The sequence below is a fragment of the Rhodococcus sp. As11 genome (assembly GCF_048957735.1).
In the GTDB taxonomy this organism is placed as follows: Bacteria; Actinomycetota; Actinomycetes; order Mycobacteriales; family Mycobacteriaceae; genus Rhodococcus; species Rhodococcus gordoniae.
In genome coordinates this window covers 357,877-382,134 of the sequence record NZ_JARDJE010000002.1, presented here as the reverse complement: position 1 = coordinate 382,134, position 24,258 = coordinate 357,877, and the positions used below count along the sequence as shown (strand labels likewise).

Sequence of the window (24,258 nt, the reverse complement as noted above, 5' to 3'; positions counted from 1 at the left end):
TTCGTGCCGGGTAATCCGGATCCCGTGCAGGTGTGTCGGCATGTCCGACGGTCGTCGGGGTCAGCGCACCCGGATCGCGTGCTCGCCCGCGGGGACCACCTCGCCGATCACCGGATGACCGGGGAGCTCCCCGACGACCAGGAGACCGCCCGAGGTCTGGGCATCGGCGAGCAACAGCAGTTCGTCGTCGTCCACCTCGGAGTCGACCTCGTCACGGACCCAATCGAGATTGCGACGGCTCCCGCCGGGCACGAATCCCTCTGCGAGCGACTCGCGCGCTCCCGCGACGTACGGCACGGCCGCGGCATCGAGCACGGCGGTCGTGCCACTGGCCCGCATCATCTTCATCAGATGGCCGAGCAGACCGAAACCCGTGACGTCGGTGGCGGCGCGGACACCTGCGGCGTGGGCGAGTTGCGCGGCCTCGCGGTTGAGGGTCGTCATCACCGCTACCGCCTCCTCGAACCGCTCGCCGGTGGCCTTGTGACGGTTGTTGAGGATGCCGAGGCCGAGTGGCTTGGTGAGGGTGAGCGGCAGGCCGGGTGTCGCAGCGTCGTTGCGCAGCAGGCGATCCGGATCGCCGAGCCCGGTCACCGCCAGTCCGTACTTCGGTTCGCGGTCGTCGATGCTGTGCCCTCCGGCGAGATGAGCACCCGCCTCGGCGCACGCGTCGGCACCGCCCCGCATCACCTCGGCTGCGAGTTCGAACGGGATGAGTTCGCGCGGCCAGCCCAGGAGGTTGACCGCGACGATCGGCGTGCCGCCCATCGCGTAGACGTCGGACATGGCATTGGTGGCGGCGATGCGGCCCCAGTCGTAGGCATCGTCGACGACCGGGGTGAAGAAGTCGGCCGTCACGATGACGGCCCGTCCGCTCCCGTCGGGTGCGGGGTCGATCCGGACCGCGGCGCCGTCGTCGCCGTTTTCCACACCGACCAGCAGTTCGCCGGTCGCTCGTCCACCCTGCAGGCCACCGAGCACCCGTTCGAGTTCGCCCGGTGGAACCTTGCACGCGCAGCCGCCGCCGGCCGCGTACTGGGTGAGTCGGATGGCGCCCTCGGGAAGGTCGACGTGTGCGGTCATACGACCGAACATACGGGCGTGCCGTAACCGAGGGCTCGGCTTCGGTTAGGGTGAGCGCGGAGGTGGTTCTCGTCTGGTGACGGTCGCGGTCTTCAAAACCGTTGTGGCCCAGTATCTGGGCTGGGCGGGTTCGATTCCCGTCCGCCTCCGCCAAATTTTGTCGTCGAGTGTGGGATGAGGAGGCGCGTGCCGGATCCGCGACGGGATGTTCCCCGCACCGACCAGGTCCTGGCCGATCCGCGCCTGCGCGAAGCCGTCGACCGGCTCGGCTCCCGTCTGGTCAAGCAGACCGTGGTCGCGGCCCAGCAGCGGTGCCGCGACGGAGAGATCGAGCCGGGGGCCGTCGCCGACGTCGCGGCCGAATCGTTGCCGCAACAGGCGGCCACCCTGCGTCGCGTCCTCAACGCGACCGGCGTGGTGGTGCACACCAATCTCGGCCGCGCCCCCCTCTCCCGCGCGGCGGTCGAAGCCGTGACGACCGCGGCGGGCGCGACCGATGTCGAGCTCGATCTGGCCACCGGCAGGCGCGGGCGGCGCGGCCGCGGCGCTCTCGAGGCGCTCGCCGAGCAGGTACCGGATGCCGGAGGCGTCCACGTGGTCAACAACGGTGCCGCCGCTCTCGCTCTGGCCACGCGGGTGCTTGCGCGCGGGGGCCGCTCGATCGTGATCGCGCGGGGCGAACTGGTCGAGATCGGCGACGGCTTCCGGATCCCGGAACTGCTGGAATCGGTCGGTGCCGCGCTGCGGGAGGTCGGTACCACCAACCGTGTCCGCCTGAGCGACTACGCCGCGGCCGTCGACGACGACACCGCCTTCGTCCTCAAGGTGCATCCGTCGAACTTCACGGTCACCGGCTTCACGTCGTCCGTCTCGGTCCGCGAACTCACGGGGCTCGGTCCGCCCGTCGTGGTCGACATCGGGTCGGGACTGCTTGCACCGCATCCACGCCTGCCGAACGAGCCCGACGCCACCAGTGCCCTGCGCGCCGGCGCCGACCTGGTCACGGCTTCGGGCGACAAGCTGCTGGGTGGTCCGCAGGCGGGGCTGTTGCTCGGACGGGCCGAGCTGGTGGAACGCCTGCGCCGCGATCCGTTCGCACGGGCATTACGCGTCGACAAGCTCACCCTCGCCGCGCTGGAAGCGACCCTGACGGGACCGACGCCTCCCGTCGCGGCAGCACTGGCCACGCGGCCGGAGGACCTTCGCGCCCGTGCCCGGGCGATCTGCGCTGCGCTGCCTGCCGAGTGCGAGCCCGAGGTGGTCGACTCCGACGGCGTCGTCGGTGGTGGCGGCGCCCCGGATGTGACCCTGCCGAGCGTGGCGATCGCGCTGCCCGAACACTTCGCCGTGCCGTTGCGTCTCGGCGAACACCCGGTCGTCGGCCGTGTGGAACGGGGCAGGTTGCTGCTCGACCTGCTCGCCGTCGACCCCGGTGAGGACCGCGATCTGATCGGCGCCGTGACGCGTGTGGCCCGCCGCGAAGGACGCTGATGCACGTCGTCGCGACCGCCGGTCATGTCGACCACGGCAAGTCGACGCTGGTCGAAGCGCTCACCGGCGCGAATCCGGATCGGCTCGCCGAGGAACGGCGGCGAGGACTGACCATCGAGCTCGGCTACTGCTGGACGTCCTGGCCCGGAGTGGGGGAGGTCGCCTTCGTCGACGTCCCCGGACACGAGCGTTTCCTGACGACGATGCTCTCCGGGGTGGGATCGGTCCCGGCCGCGCTGTTCGTGGTGGCCGCCGACGATCCGTGGATGCCCCAAGCAGCCGAACATCTCGCGGCGCTCGACGCGCTCGGCGTGCGCCACGCGGTCGTCGCGGTGACCCGCGCCGATCTCGCCGACCCGGGTCCCGCAGCCGCGCGGGCCGCGGCGGAGGTCGCCCGCACGAGCCTGGCGGGGGCGCCCGTCGTCGCTGTGAGCGGACGCACCGGGATGGGCCTCGACGATCTCAGGGCCGCGTTGACGACGATGGTCGCCGCGCTCCCGGATCCGGATCCGCACGGCGATGTCCGGCTCTGGGTGGACCGCCGGTTCACCGTGCGCGGGTCCGGAACCGTCGTCACCGGAACGCTTCCCGCCGGCACGGTCCGGGTCGGCGACACCCTCGCACTCGGCAGCGCACCGCTGCGGGTCCGTGGCGTGCAGGCACTCGGGCGCGACCGGACCGCGGTGAGCGGCGTGGCCCGGGTCGCCCTCAATCTCACCGGCCGGATCGACGACCTGGGGCGGGGCAGTGTGCTCGTGACGCCCGGTGCGTGGCACCACACGTCCGTCGTCGACGTGCGGATCAGCGGCGAGGACCGGCCTCCCGTCGCCCCAGTTCTCCACATCGGTGCTGCCGACGTCGGCGTCCACTGTCGTCCGCTGGCGGGCGATCTCGTCCGGCTCACTCTCGATCGCCCGCTGCCCCTGCGGATCGGCGACCGCGCGCTGCTGCGCGATCCGGGTCGCCGCACGATCTGGCGGGCCGACGTTCTCGATCCGGACCCGCCCCGCTTCCGGCGGCGTGGTGCCGCGGCACGCCGTGCCCGGCAACTCGCGGGTGCCGACGGTACGCCGAACTTGGCCGACGAACTCGCCCGCCGCGGAATCCTGCACCGTCAGCGGTTGCGTCAGTTGGGCATCCCTCTCGAGGAGGGAGATCACCTGGTGGTGGGTCCGTGGCTCGTCGCACCCGGCCTCGCGCGAGCGGTCACCGATCGGCTGCCCGCCCTCGTGCAGGCACACGCTCGCGCTCATCCCCTGGACCCGGCGGCACCGTTGACCGTGCTGGCATCGCAGTTGCGGCTTCCCACTCCCGACCTCGTGCGTGCGCTGGTACGGCCGCCTCTCGAAGTCGTAGGGGGACGGGTGATCGCTCCGGGAGCCGACGGTCTGCCGACGAAGATCCGCAAGGCCGTCGAGCAGGTGCGCCGCGACCTGTCGGCCGCCCCGTTCGCGGCCCCGACCGCCGATCGACTCCGCGAACTCGGCCTCGACGACCGTGCACTGGGCGCGGCCGAGCGCAGCGGACGACTGTGGCGGGTCGGTCCGGGCATCGTCCTGCTACCCGACGCCGCCGATGCTGCCGTCGAGTTGCTGGGAGAGCTGGAACAGCCCTTCACGACCAGTGCGGCACGCGAGCGGCTGGGAACGACACGGCGGGTGGTCCTGCCGCTGCTCGACCGGCTCGACAAGGCGGGCCGTACGCGACGGCTCCCCGACGACCGTCGCGAGATCGTCCACTAGGGCGGCACCGACTGTCGGGGCGGTCGGGTCCCGTTCTGCGCGGATGCGCGAGGTGACGTGCACCCGACCACGAAGTGTGTCGAAACACGAAGTGCGGGTACCGACCTCGTCGGTACCCGCACTCGCGTGTGAGAAGTGGGTCGTCAGATGACGCCCAGTGCGAACATCGCGTCGGCGACCTTCACGAAGCCGGCGATGTTGGCGCCGTGGATGTAGTCGCCCGGCTTGCCGTACTCGGCGGCGGTCTCGACGCAGCGGCCGTGGATGTCGGCCATGATGCCGGCGAGACGCTCGTCGGTGTAGTCGAAGTGCCACGAATCGCGCGAGGCGTTCTGCTGCATCTCCAGTGCCGAGGTCGCCACACCACCGGCGTTGGCGGCCTTGCCGGGCGCGAAGGCGACTCCGGCGTCGCGGAAGACGCTGATGCCACCCGGAGTGGTGGGCATGTTGGCGCCCTCGGCGACGATCTTCACGCCGTTGTTGACGAGAGTCTTCGCCGAGTCCTCGTCGAGTTCGTTCTGCGTGGCGCACGGCAGTGCGACGTCGCACGGCACGTTCCAGATGTTGCCACCGGGGAAGAACTCGGCGTCGCCGCGCTCGTCGACGTACTCGGAGATGCGTCCGCGCCGGACTTCCTTGATCTCCTTGAGGAGAGCGACGTCGAGGCCCTTGCGGTCGACGATGTAACCGGAGGAGTCGGAGCAGGCGATCGCGGTGCCACCGAGCTGGTGGATCTTCTCGATGGCATAGATCGCGACGTTGCCGGAACCCGAGACGACGGCGGTGCGACCTTCGAGCGAGGTTCCCGAGGTCTTGGCCATCTCGTTGACGAAGTAGGCCGCGCCGTAACCGGTGGCCTCCTTGCGCACCTGCGAACCGCCCCAGGTGAGGCCCTTGCCGGTGAGCACGCCGGACTCGTAGGAGTTGGTGAGGCGCTTGTACTGGCCGAACAGGTAGCCGATCTCGCGGCCACCGACACCGATGTCACCGGCCGGGACGTCGGTGTACTCGCCGATGTGGCGGTGCAGCTCGGTCATGAACGACTGGCAGAAGCGCATGATCTCCTGCTCGGAGCGACCCTTGGGATCGAAGTCCGAGCCACCCTTGCCGCCGCCGATGGGCAGGCCGGTGAGAGCGTTCTTGAAGATCTGCTCGAAGCCGAGAAACTTGACGATGCCGAGGTTCACGCTCGGGTGGAAGCGCAGGCCGCCCTTGTAGGGGCCGAGAACGCTGTTGTACTGCACGCGGAAGCCACGGTTGACGTGGACGTTGCCCTGGTCGTCGATCCACGGCACACGGAAGATGATCTGCCGTTCGGGCTCGCACAGGCGCTCGATCAGGCCGGATTCGAAGTATCCGGGGTGCCGCTCGAGCACGACATGCAGAGACTCGAACACTTCGGCTGCAGCCTGGTGGAATTCGGGTTCACCTGCGTTGCGGGCCTTGACCTGCTCGTAGATCTCTTCGATGCGGTCCGATGTCGACACGCCCACCTACCTGACTCTGTGAGGATTCTGTAACACGCGATTTACGACGAGAACTATAGGACGTGGTCCTTAGCATGTGTTAACCCAGCACCGAGGTGGGATGAGAAACACACGGCCGGAGCGGCGTGTGAAAAGAGCGAATTGCCCGTTTCGGAAGTAGGATGCGCGACCCCGCCGCGAATGATCCGCCGGCGGTGGGAGGTGCCCCCGGCAGGACTCGAACCTGCGACCTAGAGATTAGAAGGCTCTTGCTCTATCCAGCTGAGCTACGGAGGCGCGGCCAGAATCTTAGCGGGTGCCGTCGGCAGCGGGTGCACGCACCCTCACCGTCGGCGGGTCATCGCTCGAGTGCTGTGCCGCGGTCGTCGCCGGTGCTCGATTCGCCCCTGGGGACGTCCACATCCCCGGTCTTGAACCGCTGGACGAGGTGATCGATTCCGACCCCCAGGACCACCGCGACGCAGATGGACACGGCCGCACCCAACAACGGTTGCGATTCGAACCAGCCCCCGACGAGACGGCCCACCAGCGCCGAGTACAGCGCCCAGGTCGTACCGCCCAGGATCGTGAGGGGCACGAACTTCTGCCGTGGGTAGCGGGTCGCTCCGGCCGTCATGTTCACAGCGATCCGGCCGATCGGGATGTAGCGGGCCGTGAGGATCACTGCCGCGCCGCGCTTGTCGAGTCCGCGCCGCGCCCACGCGAAAGCGGCTCGTGCCTTCGGGCGGCGCATCCACCGGAACCGGTCCGTGCCGACCTTCCGTCCGATCGTGTAGGCGATGTTGTCGCCGATGATCGCGCCGAGCGCCGCGAGCACGACGACGATCCACAGGTGGGGAAGTCCGGTCGAGCCCGAGAGGGACGCCAGGGTCACCAGGACGGTCTCGCTGGGCACCGGAGGGAAGAAGCCGTCGAGGATGCACACGGCGAAGACCAACGGATAGACCCAGAGGGCCGCGGCCTGGCCGATGATGAATTCGTTGATCACGTCCATTGATATGCGTGGTGCTCCCGTCGGGTCCGCCGGTCGGCTCCTTCCACGCTATCCGCTCGCGCCGCCGAGGACTCCGGACGAGGGCGGCGTTACGGCACACACCGTCGACCGCAAGAGAACGATTCGATTCCGATTCGCCCGTTTCGTCGCATCGATCTCGACTCGGGTCTACTATGGGCGCACCAAGGGGGAATCGTGGGCGGCCGGTGGGGGAAAGCCGGTCCGCGCCACCTGATGGCGGGAGTTCTTCATGCAGGTTCCTGGCCCATTCGAGTACGAGCGTGCCACCGGAGTGGATCACGCCGTCGAGTTGCTCGACCGGCACGGAGAGGGGGCCCGGGTCGTCGCCGGCGGACACAGTCTGCTGCCGATGATGAAACTTCGGCTCGCGAATCCGGAGTACTTGATCGACATCAACGATCTCGCGGACGAACTCGATCACATCGTGTTCGAACCCGGGTCCGTGCGCCTCGGTGCCCTGGTCCGGCACCGCCGGCTTCTCGAATCCGACGAACTCGCCGAGATCTTCCCGATCTTCCGCGATGCCGAGCGAGTGATCGCCGATCCCGTCGTCCGCAATCGTGGAACGCTCGGTGGGTCGTTGTGTCAGGCAGATCCTGCCGAGGACCTGTCCACCGTGTGTGCAGTGCTCGGCGCGACCTGTGTCGTACGCGGACCGGGCGGGGTGCGCGAGCTCGATTTCCACGACTTCCATCTCGGCCCCTACGAGACGGCGGTCGCCCCGAACGAACTGCTCGTCGAGGTGCGGTTGCCGAGGAAGGGCACCGGGGCCAGTGCGTACGAGAAGGTCGAGCGTCGCACCGGCGACTGGGCGGTGGCCGCCGCGGGTGTCGCGCTGTGGACGTCGGGAGGACGGATCACCGACGCACGGGTCGGGCTGACGGCCGTGCGCGGCGACGACGAGGCGTTGTCGGCGATCACCGACCTGCTGCGGGGAGCGCCACCGTCCGACGACCTGTTCCGAGAGGCCGGCGCCGCAGCCGCGCGGGCCTGCGATCCCGAGACCGACCAGCGTGGCACCGCCGCCTACAAACGTCACCTCGCGTCCGAGTTGACGGTGCGTGCCCTGCGCCGAGCCGCCGAACGTCTCGGCGCCACCGAAAGGGTGTGATCCGATGCAGATCTCGATGACAGTCAACGGCGAGAACGTCACCGCCGACGTCGAACCTCGAACTCTGCTCGTGCATTTCCTGCGAGACCACCTCGGTCTGACCGGAACCCACTGGGGATGCGACACGAGCAATTGCGGAACGTGCGTCGTCTCCGTGGACGGCGAACCGGTGAAGTCGTGCACCACCCTGGCGGTCATGGTCGCCGGCCACGAGGTGCTCACCGTCGAAGGACTCGAACGCGACGGCGTCCTCGACCCGGTGCAGGAAGGATTCGTGCGCTGCCACGGGCTGCAGTGCGGCTTCTGCACCCCGGGAATGATGATCACCGCCCGGGCGCTGCTCGATCGCGATCCCGACCCCGACGACGCGACGATCCGCGAGGCGATCTCCGGGCAGATCTGCCGCTGCACCGGCTACACCACCATCGTCCGGTCGGTCCGGTGGGCCGCCGAACACTCCTCGACCTCACAGCCCACGGAGGTGTCGTGATGACCGCGGTCGAACCGGACATGCGCCCGGAGGAACAGGACAACGATCGCACGCCGTGTGGACACGGCCGCATGCTGCGCAAGGAGGACCCGCGCTTCGTGCGCGGCCGCGGCACCTACGTCGACGATGTCAGGCTGCCCGGCATGCTGCATCTCGCAGTGCTCCGATCGCCGGTCGCGCATGCCCGGATCAACAGCATCGATACGTCCGCCGCCCTCGCACACTCGAAGGTGCGGGCGGTGATCACGGGCGCCGACCTGGCCGAGAAGGGCCTGGCGTGGATGCCGACACTGTCGAACGACGTGCAGGCCGTGCTCGCCACCGACAAGGTGCGCTTCCACGGCCAGGAGGTCGCGTTCGTCGTCGCCGACGACCACTATTCGGCGCGCGACGCCCTCGAACTGATCGACGTCGACTACGAGATGCTCGACCCGGTCGTCGATGTGCGCACGGCCCTGTCGCCCGAGGCACCGGTGATCCGGACCGATCTCGACGGGAAGACCGACAACCATTGCTTCGACTGGGAAACCGGCGATGCGGCGGCCACCGACGCGGTCTTCGCGAAGGCCGACGTCGTCACCCGGCAGGAGATCGTCTATCCGCGGGTGCACCCGGCGCCCATGGAAACGTGCGGTGCGGTCGCCGATTACGACCGGATCTCCGGAAAGCTGACGCTCTGGTCCACCACACAGGCCCCGCACGCCCATCGCACGCTGTACGCGCTGGTCGCGGGTCTGCCCGAACACAAGATCCGCGTCATCTCGCCCGACATCGGCGGTGGATTCGGCAACAAGGTGCCCATCTACCCCGGTTACGTCGGGGCGATCGTCGCGTCGCTGGTCACCGGACGGCCCGTCAAGTGGATGGAGGACCGCAGCGAGAACCTCATGAGTACCGGCTTCGCGCGCGACTACATCATGATCGGGGAGATCGCGGCGACGAAGGAAGGCCGCATCCTCGCCATCCGATCCCGTGTCCTCGCCGACCACGGCGCGTTCAACGCCACCGCGGCCCCGGTGAAATATCCGGCCGGCTTCTTCGGGGTGTTCACCGGCAGTTACGACATCGAGGCCGCGTACTCCCACATGACCGCGGTCTACACCAACAAGGCACCCGGCGGTGTCGCCTACGCGTGCTCGTTCCGCATCACCGAAGCCGTGTACTTCGTCGAACGGCTCGTCGATTGTCTGGCCTACGACCTCGACATGGACCCGGCCGAACTACGACTGAAGAACCTTCTGCGCCCCGAACAGTTCCCGTACACGAGCAAGACCGGCTGGAAGTACGACTCCGGCGACTACGAGACCACCATGCGCAAGGCCATGAACCTCGTCGGATACGAGGATCTGCGGCGCGAACAGGCCGAACGCCGCGCACGGGGCGAACTGATGGGCATCGGCATGTCGTTCTTCACCGAGGCCGTCGGAGCGGGGCCGCGCAAGGACATGGACATCCTCGGTCTCGGCATGGCCGACGGCTGCGAACTGCGCGTCCATCCCACCGGTAAGGCCGTGGTGAGGCTGTCGGTGCAGTCCCAGGGGCAAGGACACGAGACGACCTTCGCGCAGATCGTCGCGGAGGAGATCGGCATCCCGCCCGACGACATCGACGTCGTCCACGGCGACACCGACAACACCCCCTTCGGACTCGGCACCTACGGAAGCCGCTCGACACCGGTGTCCGGCGCGGCCGCCGCGCTGGTCGCCCGCAAGGTGCGCGACAAGGCGAAGATCATCGCATCGGGCATGCTCGAGGTCTCCGTCGCCGATCTCGAATGGGAGAAGGGCACCTTCCGGGTCAAGGGCGACCCGTCGGCGTCGGTCACGATCCAGGACATCGCGATGCGTGCCCACGGCGCCGGCGATCTGCCCGAAGGTCTCGAAGGCGGTCTCGAGGCGCAGATCTGCTACAACCCCGAGAACCTGACCTATCCCTACGGCGCCTACTTCTGTGTCGTCGACGTCGATCCCGGCACCGCGGAGGTGAAGATCCGCCGGTTCCTGGCCGTGGACGACTGCGGCACCCGCATCAACCCGATGATCATCGAAGGGCAGGTGCACGGTGGCATCGTCGACGGGATCGGCATGGCCCTGATGGAGATGATCGCGTTCGACGAGAACGGAACGTGCCTGGGCGGGTCGTTCATGGACTACCTGATCCCCACCGCCCTCGAGGTGCCCACGCTCGAGACGGCGTTCACGGTCACCCCGTCACCGCATCACCCGATCGGCGCGAAGGGCATCGGCGAATCCGCCACGGTCGGTTCCCCACCCGCGATCGTCAACGCCGTGGTCGATGCGTTGAAACCCCTCGGCGTCCGGCACGCCGACATGCCGTTGACACCGTCGCGGGTGTGGGAAGCCATGCAGGGTCGCGCGACCCCGCCGATCTGAGCGACGCGACAGAAGGATTCGAGTGGAACGAGCGGAGTACGAGGACATGGACCTTGCGGTGCGGGCAGCACAGTTGCGCAGCGAACGCCGCCCGTTCGTGGAAGCGACCGTTGTACGGGCACAACCGCCGACGTCCGCGCACTCGGGCGACCGGGCGCTCGTCCACGCCGACGGCACGATCGAGGGGTTCGTGGGCGGACAGTGCACCGAGAACTCGGTGCGCGAAATGTCCCGCACGGTGCTCGAGCGAGGGGAGAGCATGCTCCTACGGGTGCTGCCGGCCGGAGCCGCCGAGTTCCCCGACACTCCGGGGGCGACGATCGCGGTCAACCCGTGCATGTCCGGTGGGGCCACCGAGATCTTTCTCGAGCCGCGGATGCCTGCGCTCGTGATGGCCGTCTTCGGGGACTCGCCCGTGGCCGACGCCGTGAGCGACTTCGCGCGGCGCGTCGACTACTCGGTGGAACGGATCCGCGGGACGCGCGTGCCCGCCGACGCTTCGGTGGTGATCGTCGCGAGTCACGGAGGCGACGAGGGGAGTGTGATCCGCGCGGCGCTCGACGCCGGAAGCCGCTATATCGGTCTGGTCGCCAGTCACACCCGTGGCGCCGCGGTGCTCGACGAGGTGGATCCGACCGACGACGAGCGTGCCCACGTGCACACCCCGGTCGGGCTCGATATCGGTGCCCGCACCCCCGCGGAGATCGGACTGTCGATCGTGGCCGACATCGTGCGAGTCGCGCGCAGCGGCGGCCTCACCCGCCCCTCCGAGGAGAGTTGTCGACGCGTCGAGGTGCCGAGGGAGGCGGAGTCGAAGCCGCAGACGGCCGTCGACCCGGTGTGCGGGATGACCGTCACGATCACCGAGTCCACCCCGCACCTCGTCGTTGCGGGCCGGACGATGTGGTTCTGCTGCCCGGGTTGCCGCAGCCGCTTCGAGAAGGACGACGTCGCGTGACCGACCCGTCCTCTCCGGGCATCTTCACCGGCGTCGACGACGTGGTGGCCAGATTCGACAGCCACGATCACCTGCTCGATCAGGGCACCGCCGCCGCGATCCACCTCGCCGTCGCATTGGGGCGACCGCTGTTGCTCGAGGGCGAACCGGGGGTCGGCAAGACCACTGCCGCCAAGGTGCTCGCGCAGATCCTCGGCAGCCCGCTGATCCGGTTGCAGTGCTACGAGGGACTGTCGGTCGCCGAGGCCCTCTACGACTGGAACTACCAACGCCAGTTGCTCGCGATCCGGCTCGCCGAAGCGCGCGGCGACGTTCCCGCCGAAGCCGACCTGTACTCCGAGGAATACCTCCTCGAACGCCCCATCCTGCGCTGCGTCCGCCACCGCGGCGACACACCCGCCGTTCTGCTCGTCGACGAGATCGACCGTGCCGACGACGAATTCGAGGCGTTGCTGCTCGAATTCCTGGGAGAGTTCGCTGTCACCGTTCCCGAGCTCGGCACCCTCACCGCGACCCGCCCACCCGTTGTCGTGCTGACCTCGAATCGGAGCCGCGACCTGCACGACGCACTGCGGCGACGTTGCCTGTACCACTGGATCGACTACCCCGACCGCGCCCGGGCGGTGGCGATCCTGCGTCGCACGGTGCCATCGGCGAACATCGCGCTCGTCGAACGTGCCACGGATTTCGTCGCGGTGGCCCGCGGACTCGATCTCGACAAGGCACCCGGAATCGCGGAGACCATCGACTGGGTATCGGCCCTCGCCGCACTCGGTGTCACCGACCTCGTCCGGCCCGAAGCGGCAATGTCGCTCGCGGCACTGGCGAAGACCCCCGACGACGGCGACGCGCTGGGGGAGGCGCTGACCCGCTTCGTCTCCACCGAAGTGTAATGAGCGCCGGGCTGCTCCCCGGGGTCGATCACGCCGCCTTCACAGTCGCGTTGGTCGACCGGCTCAGGTCCGCCGGGATCGTGGTCCCGGCGGACGGAGCGGCGACCTTCACGCGCGGCCTGCGTGCGTGTCCGCCGACCACCCGGACTCGGTTGTACTGGACCGCGCGGCTCACCCTCGTCGACCGGTACGAGAGCCTGTCCACCTTCGATACGGTCTTCGACCGGGTGTTCGGCGAGGCGCCAGTTCCGCTCGACCCGCACGCCCGTCGCACGGGACCCGAGGACGAAGGCGCGCCGGGGGCGTCGACACCGGACGGACCCCGCCGGCCCAGCGGGGTTCCCACTTCCGGACACGACGTTCCATGGGTCACCAGGACGATCGTCGAATCCACAGAGGGGGAGCGGGCACCCGGCCGCCCGGGGCGCGAGGTGGCGAGCGCACTGGCCGAGATCGCCGATCAGCGGTTCGACGACCTCGACCCGGCGCAACTCGCACTCCTCGAGACATGGATCGAGGCGGCCGGAGCGCGCTGGGCGATCCGCCGCACCCGCCGTCGGGTCGAAGGCCGTACCGGACGCGTCGACATCCGCGCGAGCATCGCCGCCTCCCGCGGCACGGGGTTCGAGCCGCTCCGCCTGATCCGCACGCGACCGGGTCGACGCCGGCGGCAGATCGTCGTGTTCTGCGATGTCAGCCGTTCCATGCGTCCCCACATCGGGGTGTATCTGCATCTCGTGCGTGCGCTCGCGCACACCGGAACGGCCGAGGTCTTCGTGTTCTCCACCACAGCTGCGCGTCTGACACCCGTGCTCCGGCACCGGTCGGTCGACCAGGCGATCGACGTCGCCAACGAGCGGGTACGGACGCGGTTCGGAGGCACCCGCATCGCCGGTTCGCTCGCCGAGGTGGTCGCCTCGCGTCACGGACACCTGATGCGCGGAGCGATCGTCGTCGTCGCGTCCGACGGTTGGGACAGCGACGATCCCACCGAACTCGCCCACGTCCTGGCCAGGATCCGGCGTCGCGCGCACCGGCTGGTGTGGCTCAACCCCCGGGCCGGGCAGTCCGGTTTCACGCCCTCGACCGGGTCGATGTCCGCCGCGCTTCCACACTGCGACGCGATGGTGGCGGCCGACACACTCGTGGCCCTGCAGCACGCCGTCGACGTCGTCACGTCCACGGATACGGGGGACGGGGGACTCCGACGGCGTGTCGTAGGTCATGGCGTGGACGTCCTACCCTGGTAGTCATGGCAACATCCGAGCTCGCGTCTCCCGCGCAGCTTCCGGCGCCCGCCCCCATGAGGGGAAACCCGCCGGCACTGCTGATTCTCTTCGGCCTCCTCGCAGCGATCGTCGCGGCGTTCGCGGTCGGACTGTCCGCTGCCCAGGCTCTGGTGTTGCTCGGTATCCCCGACCCCGGTCCGCTCACGACCTACGGGCTTCCCGCAGTGCGCGCGATCTCCGAGATCGCGACGGTCATCACGATCGGCTCGCTGTTCTTCGCCGCCTTCCTCGTACCCCCGCAGCGGAGCGGGGTACTCGACGTCGGCGGCTATCGCGCCGTGCGGACGGCGGGTGTCGCCGCAACGGTATGGGCGGTCACCGCCGCGCTGATGGTGCCGCTGACCCTGTCCGACACTTCCGGCAGTCCGCTGAGCGAGGCCATCCGTCCGGAGAACCTGTTCTCGGCACTCGGACAGGTGGAGGTCGCGCTGGCCTGGGCCTGGACGACCGTGCTCGCGCTGATCACCGCGCTGCTGGCCCGACTCGCAGTGCGCTGGTCGTGGACGCCGTATCTGTTGCTGCTGTCGTTCGTCGCCCTCATGCCGATCGCCCTGACCGGGCACTCCTCGTCGGGCGGTTCGCACGACATGGCGACCAACAGCCTCGTGCTGCACCTCGGCGCGGCGTCCGTCTGGGCCGGCGGGTTGTTCGCGCTGCTCGCCCATTCGATGAGGGGAGGGGAGCACACCGATGTCGCCGCCCGGCGGTTCTCCTTCGTCGCCGGACTCGCGTTCGTCGTGATGGCTGTCAGCGGCGTGATCAACGCCGCGGTCCGCATGTCGTTCGACGACCTGACGACCACCACCTACGGCAGGTTGCTGCTCGCGAAGACCGTCGCGCTGGTCCTGCTCGGCATCTTCGGCTGGGCCCAGCGACGCCGGGCGCTGCCGGCCCTCGAGGCCGACCCCACCAGCCGGTCCGCTCTCGTCCGGTTCACCGTCGCCGAGGCGTTCGTCCTCGCCGCCACGATCGGCCTGGCCGTCGGACTCGGTCGCACACCTCCGCCGCCCCCGCCCTCGGTGCCGACGATCCAGGAGGTCGAGCTCGGATACCAGCTCGACGTACCCCCGTCCTTCGTGAGCCTGTTCTTCGGGCAATGGCGATTCGACCTCATCTTCGGCACTGCCGCACTCGTACTCGCCGCCGCCTACGCCGTCGGTCTGTGGACCCTGCGCAAGCGTGGCGACTCGTGGCCGCTCGGCCGGTCGATCGCCTGGTTCTCGGGCTGCTTCGTGCTGTTCGTCGCCACCAGTTCCGGCGTCGGCATGTACTCCCCGGCGATGTTCAGCGTGCACATGGGCGCGCACATGGCCCTGTCGATGCTCGCTCCCGTACTTCTGGCGCTCGGCGGGGCGATGACCCTCGCCCTGCGTGCGTTCAAGCCGGCCGGACGCAACGCCCCTCCCGGCCCGCGCGAATGGATCCTCGAGTTCCTCCACAGCCCGCTGTCGCGCTTCTTCACGCACCCGATCGTGGCATCGGTGATGTTCGTCGGCGGTTTCTACGCGTTGTATCTCGGAGGGATCTTCACCGCGTTCATCGACAGTCACACCGCCCACGTCCTGATGAACCTGCACTTCCTGCTGAGCGGCTACCTGTTCTACTGGGTGGTGATCGGCGTCGACCCGTCGCCACGCGACCTGCAGCCCGTGACGAAGCTGGCGATGGTCTTCGGCTCGCTCCCGTTCCACGCCTTCTTCGGTGTGACGCTCATGAGCATGGGCACGGTGATGGCCGAGAGCTACTACCGTGGCCTGGCCCTGCCGTGGAACTACGACCTGTTCTCCGATCAGAAGGTCGGCGGCAGCATCGCGTGGTCGGCCGGCGAGATTCCGCTCGTACTCGTGATGCTCGCGCTGCTCGTCCAGTGGTCGCGCACCGACCGGCGCACGGCCCGTCGCGTCGACCGGGCTGCGGAGCGCGACGACGACGCCGACCTCGCGGCACACAACGCGATGTTCGCCGAGCTGGCGCGCCGCGACCGCGAAGGCCGCTAGCCGCGCCGATCCGACACGCACATCCTGTCGCGCCGCGGCGAATCGGACGCCGCGGCCGGACGGTCCGTATCGTCCTCGGCGTGACCCGTACCACGCACGTCCCCGCCCTGCTGCTCGCCGGTGCTCTGGCACTGCTGACGACCGTCGTGTCACCTCCCGCGGTGGGCGCGAACCCGGCGCCGGGAAAGGTTGTCGAGGTCGCCCCGCTCGACCCGGAATCGTCCCTGCCCGGGGCGTCCTCGGCTCGCGTCCTCGCCTACACCACGCAGTGGCGCGACGGCACCCCGACCACAGCGACCGGGGCACTGTTCGTCCCTCCCGGCACGCCGCCCGAGGGCGGGTGGCCCGTGGTCGCATGGGCCCACGGCACGGTCGGTCTCGACGATTCGTGCGCGCCGTCGCGGTTGCCGCGTACCCCGCGCGACACCACCTATCTCGACCACTGGCTCGGGCAGGGCTACGCCGTGGTGGCAGCCGACTATCCGGGCCTGGGCTCGGACGGACTGCACCGCTATCTGGACGGGCAGAGTGCCGCGAACAGCGTGATCGACATCGTGCGGGCGGGACGCGCCGTCGAGCCGGCGTTGTCCGACCGTTGGGTCGTGATCGGGCAGTCGCAGGGTGGGCACGCGGGTCTGCACACCGCGCACGCGGCGACCACCCGCGCGCCCGAACTGGACTTCCGCGGGACGCTCACGACGGGCGCGCCGTCCAACCTCGAGTACGTGTTCCCGCTCGGATTCCCGCGCTTCCCCGATCTCGGTCTCGACGGGCTCACGGCGTTCGCCGCCTACATCTTCGCGGGTCTGCGCGACGCCGATTCTTCCCTGGACGTCGACGGATACCTCACTCCCCTCGGTCGCGAGGTGGTCGACGCCGCCGAGCGACTCTGTTACGACGAGCTGATGGACCGCTACGGTGAGGTCGGCATCGGTGAGGTCCTCGCCCGTCCGCTGAGCGACGACCGGTTCCGCGCCGCCTTCACCGACTATGTCGCGGTGCCGACCCGTGGTTACGACCGGCCACTGTTCCTCGCGCAGGGTCTGCGCGATACGACGGTGCCCGCGCCGCTCGCGTTCGAACTGATCGGGGACCTGTGGGCCGGGGGCGCGAACGCGCAGTTCCGGACGTATCCGACAGGGCATTCCGAGACGATGTTCGCGTCGCTGCCCGACACCACCGGGTTCGTCGCCGACCTGCTGCGGCGCTGACGCCGGCGCGGCCCGGGCATCCCGTGGTCGCACGATGTGGGTAATCGACCGTCGCCCGATACGCTGGTGGTCATGGCGGAGTTCATTTACACGATGAAGAAGGTGCGCAAGGCGCACGGTGACAAGGTCATCCTCGATGACGTCACCATGAGCTTCTACCACGGCGCGAAGATCGGCGTCGTCGGACCCAACGGCGCGGGCAAGTCGTCGATTCTCAAGATCATGGCCGGGCTCGATCAGCCCAGCAACGGTGAGTCCTTCCTCGATCCGGAGGCCACCGTCGGCATCCTCCTGCAGGAGCCGCCCCTCAACGAGGAGAAGACGGTCAAGGAGAACGTCGAGGAGGGTCTCGGCGAGATCAAGGTCAAGCTCGATCGGTTCAACGAGATCGCCGAGCTCATGGCCACCGATTACTCCGACGAGCTGATGGAGGAGATGGGCAAGCTCCAGGAGGAGCTCGATCATGCCAACGCATGGGATCTCGACTCGCAGCTCGAGCAGGCCATGGATGCGCTGCGCTGCCCTCCGCCGGACGAGCCCGTCACCCATCTCTCCGGTGGTGAGCGTCGCCGTGTCGCGCTGTGCAAGCTGCTGCTGAGCAAGCCCGACCTGCTGCTCCTCGACGAGCCCACCAACCACCTCGACGCCGAGTCGGTGCTGTGGCTCGAGCAGTTCCTCGCGTCCTACCCGGGCGCCGTGCTGGCCGTCACCCACGACCGGTACTTCCTCGATCACGTCGCGCAGTGGATCTGCGAGGTCGACCGCGGCAAGCTGCACCCCTACGAGGGCAACTACTCCACCTACCTGGAGAAGAAGGCCGAGCGCCTCGAGGTGCAGGGCAAGAAGGATCAGAAGCTGCAGAAGCGGCTCCGCGAAGAGCTCGAGTGGGTCCGCTCCGGTGCCAAGGCCCGGCAGACGAAGAACAAGGCGCGTCTGGCCCGCTACGAGGAGATGGCCGCGGAGGCCGAGAAGCACCGCAAGCTCGACTTCGAGGAGATCCAGATCCCGACGCCGCCGCGTCTGGGCAACGTCGTCGTCGAGGTCGAGCACCTCGACAAGGGCTTCGACGGCCGCGTCCTGATCAAGGACCTGTCGTTCACGCTGCCGCGCAACGGCATCGTCGGTGTCATCGGCCCCAACGGTGTCGGTAAGACCACGCTGTTCAAGACGATCGTCGGGCTCGAGGAGCCGGACAGCGGCACCGTCAAGGTGGGCGACACGGTCAAGCTCAGCTACGTCGACCAGAACCGCGCGAACATCGATCCGAAGAAGACGGTCTTCGAGGTGGTCTCCGACGGTCTCGACTTCATCGAGGTCGGGCAGAACGAGATGCCCTCGCGCGCCTATGTGAGCGCGTTCGGTTTCAAGGGTCCCGACCAGCAGAAGCCGGCCGGTGTGCTCTCCGGTGGTGAGCGCAACCGCCTCAACCTGGCGCTCACGCTCAAGGAGGGCGGCAACCTGATCCTCCTCGACGAGCCGACCAACGACCTCGACGTCGAGACCCTGTCGTCGCTCGAGAACGCGCTGCAGCAGTTCCCGGGCTGCGCCGTCGTGATCTCCCACGACCGCTGGTTCCTCGACCGCACCTGTACCCACATCCTGGCGTGGGAGGGCAACGTCGCAGAGGGCCAGTGGTTCTGGTTCGAGGGCAACTTCGAGGCCTACGAGGCGAACAAGGTCGAGCGCCTCGGTGCGGACGCCGCACGTCCGCACCGTGTCACGCACCGGAAGCTCACGCGTGACTGAGTCGAACGGTCACCGGCCCTACCGGTGCCCGATCGAGGTGCGCTGGGGCGACTCCGACCGGCTGGGGCACGTCAACAACGCCAAGGTCGTCGAGTACCTGCAGGAGGGACGCATCAAGTTCTTCCTGAGCGAGCTGCCGTCGCGCGACGCGGTTGTCGTCCGGAAGATGGACGTCGAGTTCCTGCGGCCGCTCAAGGACTCGTCGGCGCCGATCGAGGTCGAGACCGCGGTGCTGCGTCTCGGCACCAGTTCGTTCACGGTGCGCCAGACGATCCTCGACAGGGAGGGCGTGGTGTGCGCCGTCGCCGACACCGTGCTCGTCGGCTTCGATCCCGCGACCGACACGTCCCGGCCGCTGAGCGACGAGGTCCGGGCGGTGCTCGACCGGCACCGTATCGTCGCTACCGTCTGACCCAGCGGTCCTCCGCTGCTGTCCGGCCCGCCGGTTCCGGCACCCCGACTGCGCGCCGCGGATAGGCTCGATCACGAGTCCGTCCGCGGCGCGCGGTGTATCCGCCCGACAGAGCAGGAGGGGTGTCGATGGCCGATCCGGCTGTGGCGCAGAAAAGTTCGACGGGTGGCGACGTTGCTCCCGAAGTCGTCCTCGAGCGGATCTACGAGCGCTCCGGAGAGTTCGCGACCGACCCCGGCGCAGCCGCGCTCGAGCACGTACACCTCGGTCGTCACCGCGAGGAAGACACTGCGGTCGTCGGCGTGCGCCGCACCGACACCCTCGGTGTCGCCGTGCAGATCGTCACCGACGACATGCCGCTGCTCGTCGAGTCGGTGCTGGCGCTGCTCTCACGGCTCGGTGTCTCGGTGGGGGCCGTCATCCACCCCGTCCTGGCGGCGCGACGAAACGCGGAGGGTGAGCTCGAGCGCCTGGCCGACGAAGGGGGCGGTGCCTCCGGCGGATCCCCCGAATCGTGGATGCACATCCAGCTGCGCGGACCCGTCGACGACGAGGCGGTCGACGAGATCGAGCACGGACTGCGGCGTGTGCTGTCCGACGTACGCCAGGTGGCCTCGGACTCGGACGCGATGCACGCCCTGCAGCGCGACATCGCGGACGCGTTCGACGTCCTGGCCGCCCATCCGCCCACGCAGTACACGGCCGACGAACTCGCCGAGACCGCCGCACTGCTGCGATGGTTGAGCGGCGGAAATTTCACCATCCTCGGCTACCGGCGCTACGACTTCGTCCCCGACGGCGGCGGGGGGAAGGTCCGCGCCGCACCCGTGTCCGGCAGCGGTAGGGGAGTGCTGCGCACCGATGCAGCGGTGGGGGACCCGCTCGACCTGCCCGGTGAGGTCGGCACGGGCCGGCGCCCGCTGCTCGTCCTCGCCCAGGGGGCACTTCCCGCCACCGTGCACCGGTCCGTCTATCCGTACTTCGTCGGCGTCGCCCGGCTCGACGCCGACGGCGCGCTGGTCGGGGAGGATCGTTTCCTCGGCGTCCTCACGGTGACGGCCCTGCACGAGAACATCCTCGACATCCCCGTCGTGTCACGCCGGGTGCGTGAGGTCGTCGCGCGGGCGCGGGTCGACCTGTCGTCCTACAGCGGTCAGGCGATGCTCGAGATCATGCAGACCGTGCCGCGCGCGGAACTGTTCTCCATGGATACCGACACCCTCTACGAGACCGTCAGCGCCGTGGTCGACATCCGCCGGCAGGTGCGGTTGTTCGTCCGCGTCGACACCTACGGACGATACATCTCGTGCCTGGTCTACCTGCCGCGCGACCGCTACACGACGAAGGTGCGCATCGCGATCCAGGACATCCTGCTGCGCGAGTTCGGCGGTGGCGTGCTCGACTACACCGCCCGTGTCTCCGAACGTGACCTGGCGTTGCTGCACGTGACGATCCGGTTCTCCGGCCGCGCGCGACGCGAGGTGGACACTTCGGAGGACAACCGTCTGCGCATCCAGGCGATGCTCGCGGAGGTGACCCGCAACTGGGCCGACCGTCTCGGGGAAGCAGCCGCGGTCACGGGTGATCTCGATCCGGTGCTGGTGCAGCGGTATGCCGAGGTCGTGCCCGAGGCGTACAAGGAGGACTTCGACTCCGAACGCGCTCTGTTCGATCTGATGCGTCTCGAAGCGCTCGACTCCGGTGATCTCGACACGCATCTGTACCGGCCCGGATCCGGCGATCCGCTGTCGTTGCGCTTCACCCTGTATGTGGCGGACGAGACCGTCACCCTCGGCCGGATCCTGCCGGTGTTGCAGAGTCTCGGCGTCGAGGTCGTCGACGAGCGGCCGTACCGTTTGCCACGCTCGGACGGGATCGACTGCTGGATCTACGATTTCGGACTCTGCCTGCCCGAGGACATCGAGCCCGAGGTCGTCGAGGCCGACCCGACTCTGGCGGAGCGCCTGACCGAGACCTTCACCGTGGCATGGCGGGGTGCGGTCGAGACCGACCGCTTCAACCAGCTCGTGCTGCGCGCCGGGCTCACCTGGAAACAGGTCGTGCTGCTACGGGCGTACGCGAAATACCTGCGCCAGACCGAATTCCCGTACAGCCAGTACAACATCGAAGGCGTCCTGCTCGGTGCCCCGCACACCGCGACCCTGCTCGCCGGACTGTTCGAGGCCCGCTTCGATCCGGACAGCGCATCCGCCGAACGCGAACGTGAGATCGTCGACGAACTCACCGCGACGATCGCCGAGGTCACCGCGCTGGCCACCGACCGGATCCTCCGGGGATTGTTCTCCCTGATCCGTGCCACGCTCCGCACCAACTTCCATGTGGCCGGCGGAATCGGGCACGAACACCCGGACGGTCGCGCGTTGTCGCTCAAGTTCGATCCGCGGCGCATCGCCGAACTACCCCAACCACGACCGGCTTTCGAGGTGTTCGTCTACGCCCCGGACGTCGAGGGTGTCCATATGCGGTTCGGTCCCGTTGCCCGTGGTGGTCTGCGCTGGTCCGACCGCCGCGAGGACTTCCGCACCGAGGTGCTCGGTCTGGTCAAGGCGCAGGCCGTGAAGAACGCGGTGATCGTGCCGGTGGGAGCGAAGGGCGGGTTCGTCGTCAAGCACGCTCCGCGTCCGACCGGCGACGCCGAGGCCGACCGTCGCGCGGTCCGGGAGCGCGGCGAACGGTGCTATCGGTGCTTCATCGCCGGTCTGCTCGACATCACCGACAACCTCGACGCGGCTCGCAACGAAGCGGTTCCGCCGCCGCGGGTCGTGCGCCACGACGAGGACGACCCGTATCTCGTGGTGGCCGCGGACAAGGGCACGGCATCGTTCTCCGATATCGCCAATTCCGTTGCGGCGGAATACGGTTACTGGCTCGGCGACGCCTTCGCCTCCGGTGGTTCCGCCGGTTACGACCACAAGGAGATGGGCATCACCGCACGCGGTGCGTGGGAGAGCGTCCGGCGCCACTTCCGCGAACTCGGATCCGACCCGCAGACCGACGATGTCACCGTGGTCGGCATCGGTGACATGAGCGGCGACGTCTTCGGCAACGGCATGCTGCTCAGCCGGCACATCAGGCTCGTCGCGGCGTTCGACCACCGTCACATCTTCCTCGACCCCGATCCCGACCCGCAGCGGTCGTTCGACGAGCGTCGCCGGCTGTTCGCACTGCCCCGGTCGTCGTGGAGGGACTACTCGGAAGTGCTCATCTCGGCAGGAGGCGGGGTGTGGGATCGGACGGCCAAGTCCGTGCCCGTCGGCCCCGAGGCGCGCGCGGTACTCGACCTTCCCGACGACATCACCGAACTCTCACCGCCCGAACTGATCCGCGCGATCCTGCGCGCGCCGGTCGATCTCCTGTGGAACGGCGGCGTCGGCACCTATGTGAAGGCGTCGACGGAAACCCACGCTGAAGTGGGAGACAAGAGCAACGACGGCGTGCGTGTCGACGGCCGCGACCTGCGCGCCCGGGCCGTGGGCGAAGGGGGCAATCTCGGTGTCACACAACGCGGCCGAATCGAGTTCGCCCGCACCGGCGGCAAGATCAACACCGATGCGATCGACAACTCGGCCGGTGTCGACAGTTCCGACCACGAGGTCAACATCAAGATCCTGCTCGACGGCATGGTCACCACCGGTGAGCTCGCGGCGGAGGACCGCAATCCGCTGCTCGCGTCGATGACCGACGACGTCGCCGATCTCGTTCTCGCCGATAATATCTCGCAGAACGCCGTGCTCGGACTGGAACGGGCCGCCGCACCGTCCCTGCTGGGGGTGCATCGCAGGTTGCTCGCGGCTCTCGAACTGGATCGGGGACTCGACCGCGACCTCGAGGCGCTGCCCGACGAGGCCGAGTTCGACCGCCGCGCAGCCGCAGGGGAGGGATTGACCTCGCCGGAGCTGTCGCAGCTCCTCGCTCATGTCAAACTCGCCCTGGTCGACGACCTGCTCGCCACGGATCTGCCCGACAGCGAGACCTTCGCGGCGATCCTGCACGACTACTTCCCGCCGGCTCTGCGTGAGCGGTTCCGCACCGGGATCCGGGCGCATCCGCTGCGCCGGCAGATCGTCGCGACGCTGCTGGCGAACACCACCGTCGACAACGGTGGCCCCACCTACGTCTACCGACTCGCCGAGGAGGCCGGGGCGACGGCGACCGACGCCATCCGCGCCTACGCCGCCGTCACCACCGTCTTCGGGTTGCCGGGGCTGTGGGACGAGATCCGCGCCGCCGGGCTGCCCGTCGACATCGAGGACGATCTGCTGCTCGAATCCCGCCGCGTGCTCGACCGGGCGTCGCGTCGCCTGCTCGCCACGCGGCCGCAACCCCTCGCCGTCGGCGCCGAGATCAGCCGGTATCGCGACGCCTTCGCCCGCCTCGCTCCGCGCGTCGGGAAGTGGATGCGCGGGCACCACGCCGAGGACTTCGAGCGCCGCACCCGTCCCCTTCTCGAACGGGGAGCTCCGCAGGAGCTGACGGGCGTCGTCTTCCGGCTCCTCGACCAGTTTCCGCTGCTCGATGTCATCGACATCGCCGACATCGAACAACGAGACGAGGCGGAGGTCGCCGACCTCTACTACGCCCTCGACGCGCATCTCGGCGTCGACCGCCTGCTCACGGCGGTCTCCGGCCTCGAACGGGGCGACCGCTGGCATTCGCTGGCACGACTCGCGCTGCGCGACGACCTGTACGGCTCGCTGCGTTCACTCGTTCTCGATGTGCTGGCCGGCGCCGAGCCCGGCGAATCGACCGAGGAGATGATCGAGGACTGGGAGTCGTCCAACGGATCCAAACTCGTGCGTGCGAGGGCGGCGCTCGACGAGATCTTCGCGTCTGGAAGTCTGGACCTCGCCACCCTGTCGGTGGCGGCACGACAGATCAGGGGCATGGTGCGCACGGGCGCATCCGATCGGAGGTAACGA

General features: G+C 68.8%; 16 protein-coding genes and 2 tRNA genes. 14 read left to right on the top strand and 4 right to left on the bottom strand.

What is annotated here, in order from left to right; translation table 11 throughout:
- Positions 1-60 precede the first annotated feature (60 nt).
- Complete coding sequence (gene selD, locus PV766_RS04190; protein WP_421096458.1) at positions 61-1,083, bottom strand: selenide, water dikinase SelD; 1,023 nt, start codon at positions 1,081-1,083, stop codon at positions 61-63.
- A gap of 58 nt (positions 1,084-1,141) precedes the next feature.
- Between selD and PV766_RS04185 the strand changes: the two genes are divergently transcribed.
- From PV766_RS04185 to PV766_RS04175, 3 genes are all read left to right on the top strand, one after another.
- Positions 1,142-1,236: transfer RNA gene (locus PV766_RS04185), tRNA-Sec, on the top strand.
- A gap of 33 nt (positions 1,237-1,269) precedes the next feature.
- On the top strand, positions 1,270-2,574 hold the full coding sequence (gene selA / locus PV766_RS04180) for an L-seryl-tRNA(Sec) selenium transferase (RefSeq protein WP_129976535.1): 1,305 nt from the start codon (positions 1,270-1,272) through the stop codon (positions 2,572-2,574).
- Entirely contained in the window at positions 2,574-4,316 is a 1,743-nt protein-coding gene (locus tag PV766_RS04175; protein WP_421096457.1) for a SelB C-terminal domain-containing protein, read from the top strand. Before selA ends, PV766_RS04175 begins: the two co-directional genes overlap by 1 nt.
- 143 nt (positions 4,317-4,459) lie before the next feature.
- On the opposite strand, the gene gdhA is transcribed toward PV766_RS04175, so the two are convergent.
- From gdhA to PV766_RS04160, 3 genes are all read right to left on the bottom strand, one after another.
- A complete protein-coding gene (gene gdhA / locus PV766_RS04170; RefSeq protein ID WP_421096456.1) occupies positions 4,460-5,803 on the bottom strand; it encodes an NADP-specific glutamate dehydrogenase in 1,344 nt (447 codons plus the stop codon).
- 202 nt (positions 5,804-6,005) lie between these two features.
- A tRNA-Arg gene (locus PV766_RS04165) sits at positions 6,006-6,079 on the bottom strand.
- A 61-nt stretch (positions 6,080-6,140) separates the two neighbouring features.
- On the bottom strand, positions 6,141-6,797 hold the full coding sequence (locus tag PV766_RS04160; RefSeq protein ID WP_421096455.1) for a DedA family protein: 657 nt from the start codon (positions 6,795-6,797) through the stop codon (positions 6,141-6,143).
- A gap of 250 nt (positions 6,798-7,047) precedes the next feature.
- Here PV766_RS04160 and PV766_RS04155 point away from each other — a divergent pair, with 250 nt between their 5' ends.
- The 11 genes from PV766_RS04155 to PV766_RS04105 all read left to right on the top strand — a co-directional run bounded on the left by PV766_RS04155 (position 7,048) and on the right by PV766_RS04105 (position 24,255).
- A complete protein-coding gene (locus tag PV766_RS04155; protein ID WP_064063298.1) occupies positions 7,048-7,929 on the top strand; it encodes an FAD binding domain-containing protein in 882 nt (293 codons plus the stop codon).
- Between the two features lie 4 nt (positions 7,930-7,933).
- The gene (locus tag PV766_RS04150; protein WP_064063299.1) at positions 7,934-8,419 is read left to right on the top strand and encodes a (2Fe-2S)-binding protein; all 486 of its coding nucleotides are present in this window, start codon (positions 7,934-7,936) and stop codon (positions 8,417-8,419) included.
- A complete protein-coding gene (locus PV766_RS04145) occupies positions 8,419-10,812 on the top strand; it encodes an aerobic carbon-monoxide dehydrogenase large subunit (RefSeq protein ID WP_421096454.1) in 2,394 nt (797 codons plus the stop codon). The genes PV766_RS04150 and PV766_RS04145 overlap by 1 nt, the downstream gene beginning before the upstream one ends.
- A 46-nt stretch (positions 10,813-10,858) precedes the next feature.
- Entirely contained in the window at positions 10,859-11,770 is a 912-nt protein-coding gene (locus tag PV766_RS04140) for an XdhC family protein (protein ID WP_421096491.1), read from the top strand.
- A complete protein-coding gene (locus PV766_RS04135; protein ID WP_064063301.1) occupies positions 11,767-12,663 on the top strand; it encodes an AAA family ATPase in 897 nt (298 codons plus the stop codon). The genes PV766_RS04140 and PV766_RS04135 overlap by 4 nt, the downstream gene beginning before the upstream one ends.
- A complete protein-coding gene (locus PV766_RS04130) occupies positions 12,663-13,913 on the top strand; it encodes a vWA domain-containing protein (protein WP_421096453.1) in 1,251 nt (416 codons plus the stop codon). Before PV766_RS04135 ends, PV766_RS04130 begins: the two co-directional genes overlap by 1 nt.
- 2 nt (positions 13,914-13,915) lie before the next feature.
- Positions 13,916-15,949, top strand: a complete 2,034-nt coding sequence (locus PV766_RS04125) for a cytochrome c oxidase assembly protein (RefSeq protein WP_064063303.1) — start codon at positions 13,916-13,918, stop codon at positions 15,947-15,949.
- Between the two features lie 80 nt (positions 15,950-16,029).
- On the top strand, positions 16,030-17,160 hold the full coding sequence (locus PV766_RS04120) for a lipase family protein (protein ID WP_421096452.1): 1,131 nt from the start codon (positions 16,030-16,032) through the stop codon (positions 17,158-17,160).
- A gap of 72 nt (positions 17,161-17,232) precedes the next feature.
- Positions 17,233-18,906 (top strand): energy-dependent translational throttle protein EttA, encoded by a 1,674-nt coding sequence (gene ettA, locus PV766_RS04115; protein ID WP_026002935.1) that lies wholly within the window; start codon positions 17,233-17,235, stop codon positions 18,904-18,906.
- Positions 18,899-19,318: an acyl-CoA thioesterase gene (locus tag PV766_RS04110; protein ID WP_064063305.1), complete on the top strand. Its 420-nt coding sequence runs from the start codon at positions 18,899-18,901 to the stop codon at positions 19,316-19,318. Before ettA ends, PV766_RS04110 begins: the two co-directional genes overlap by 8 nt.
- A 128-nt stretch (positions 19,319-19,446) precedes the next feature.
- Positions 19,447-24,255, top strand: a complete 4,809-nt coding sequence (locus tag PV766_RS04105; protein WP_421096451.1) for an NAD-glutamate dehydrogenase — start codon at positions 19,447-19,449, stop codon at positions 24,253-24,255.
- The last annotated feature ends 3 nt before the right edge of the window (positions 24,256-24,258 follow it).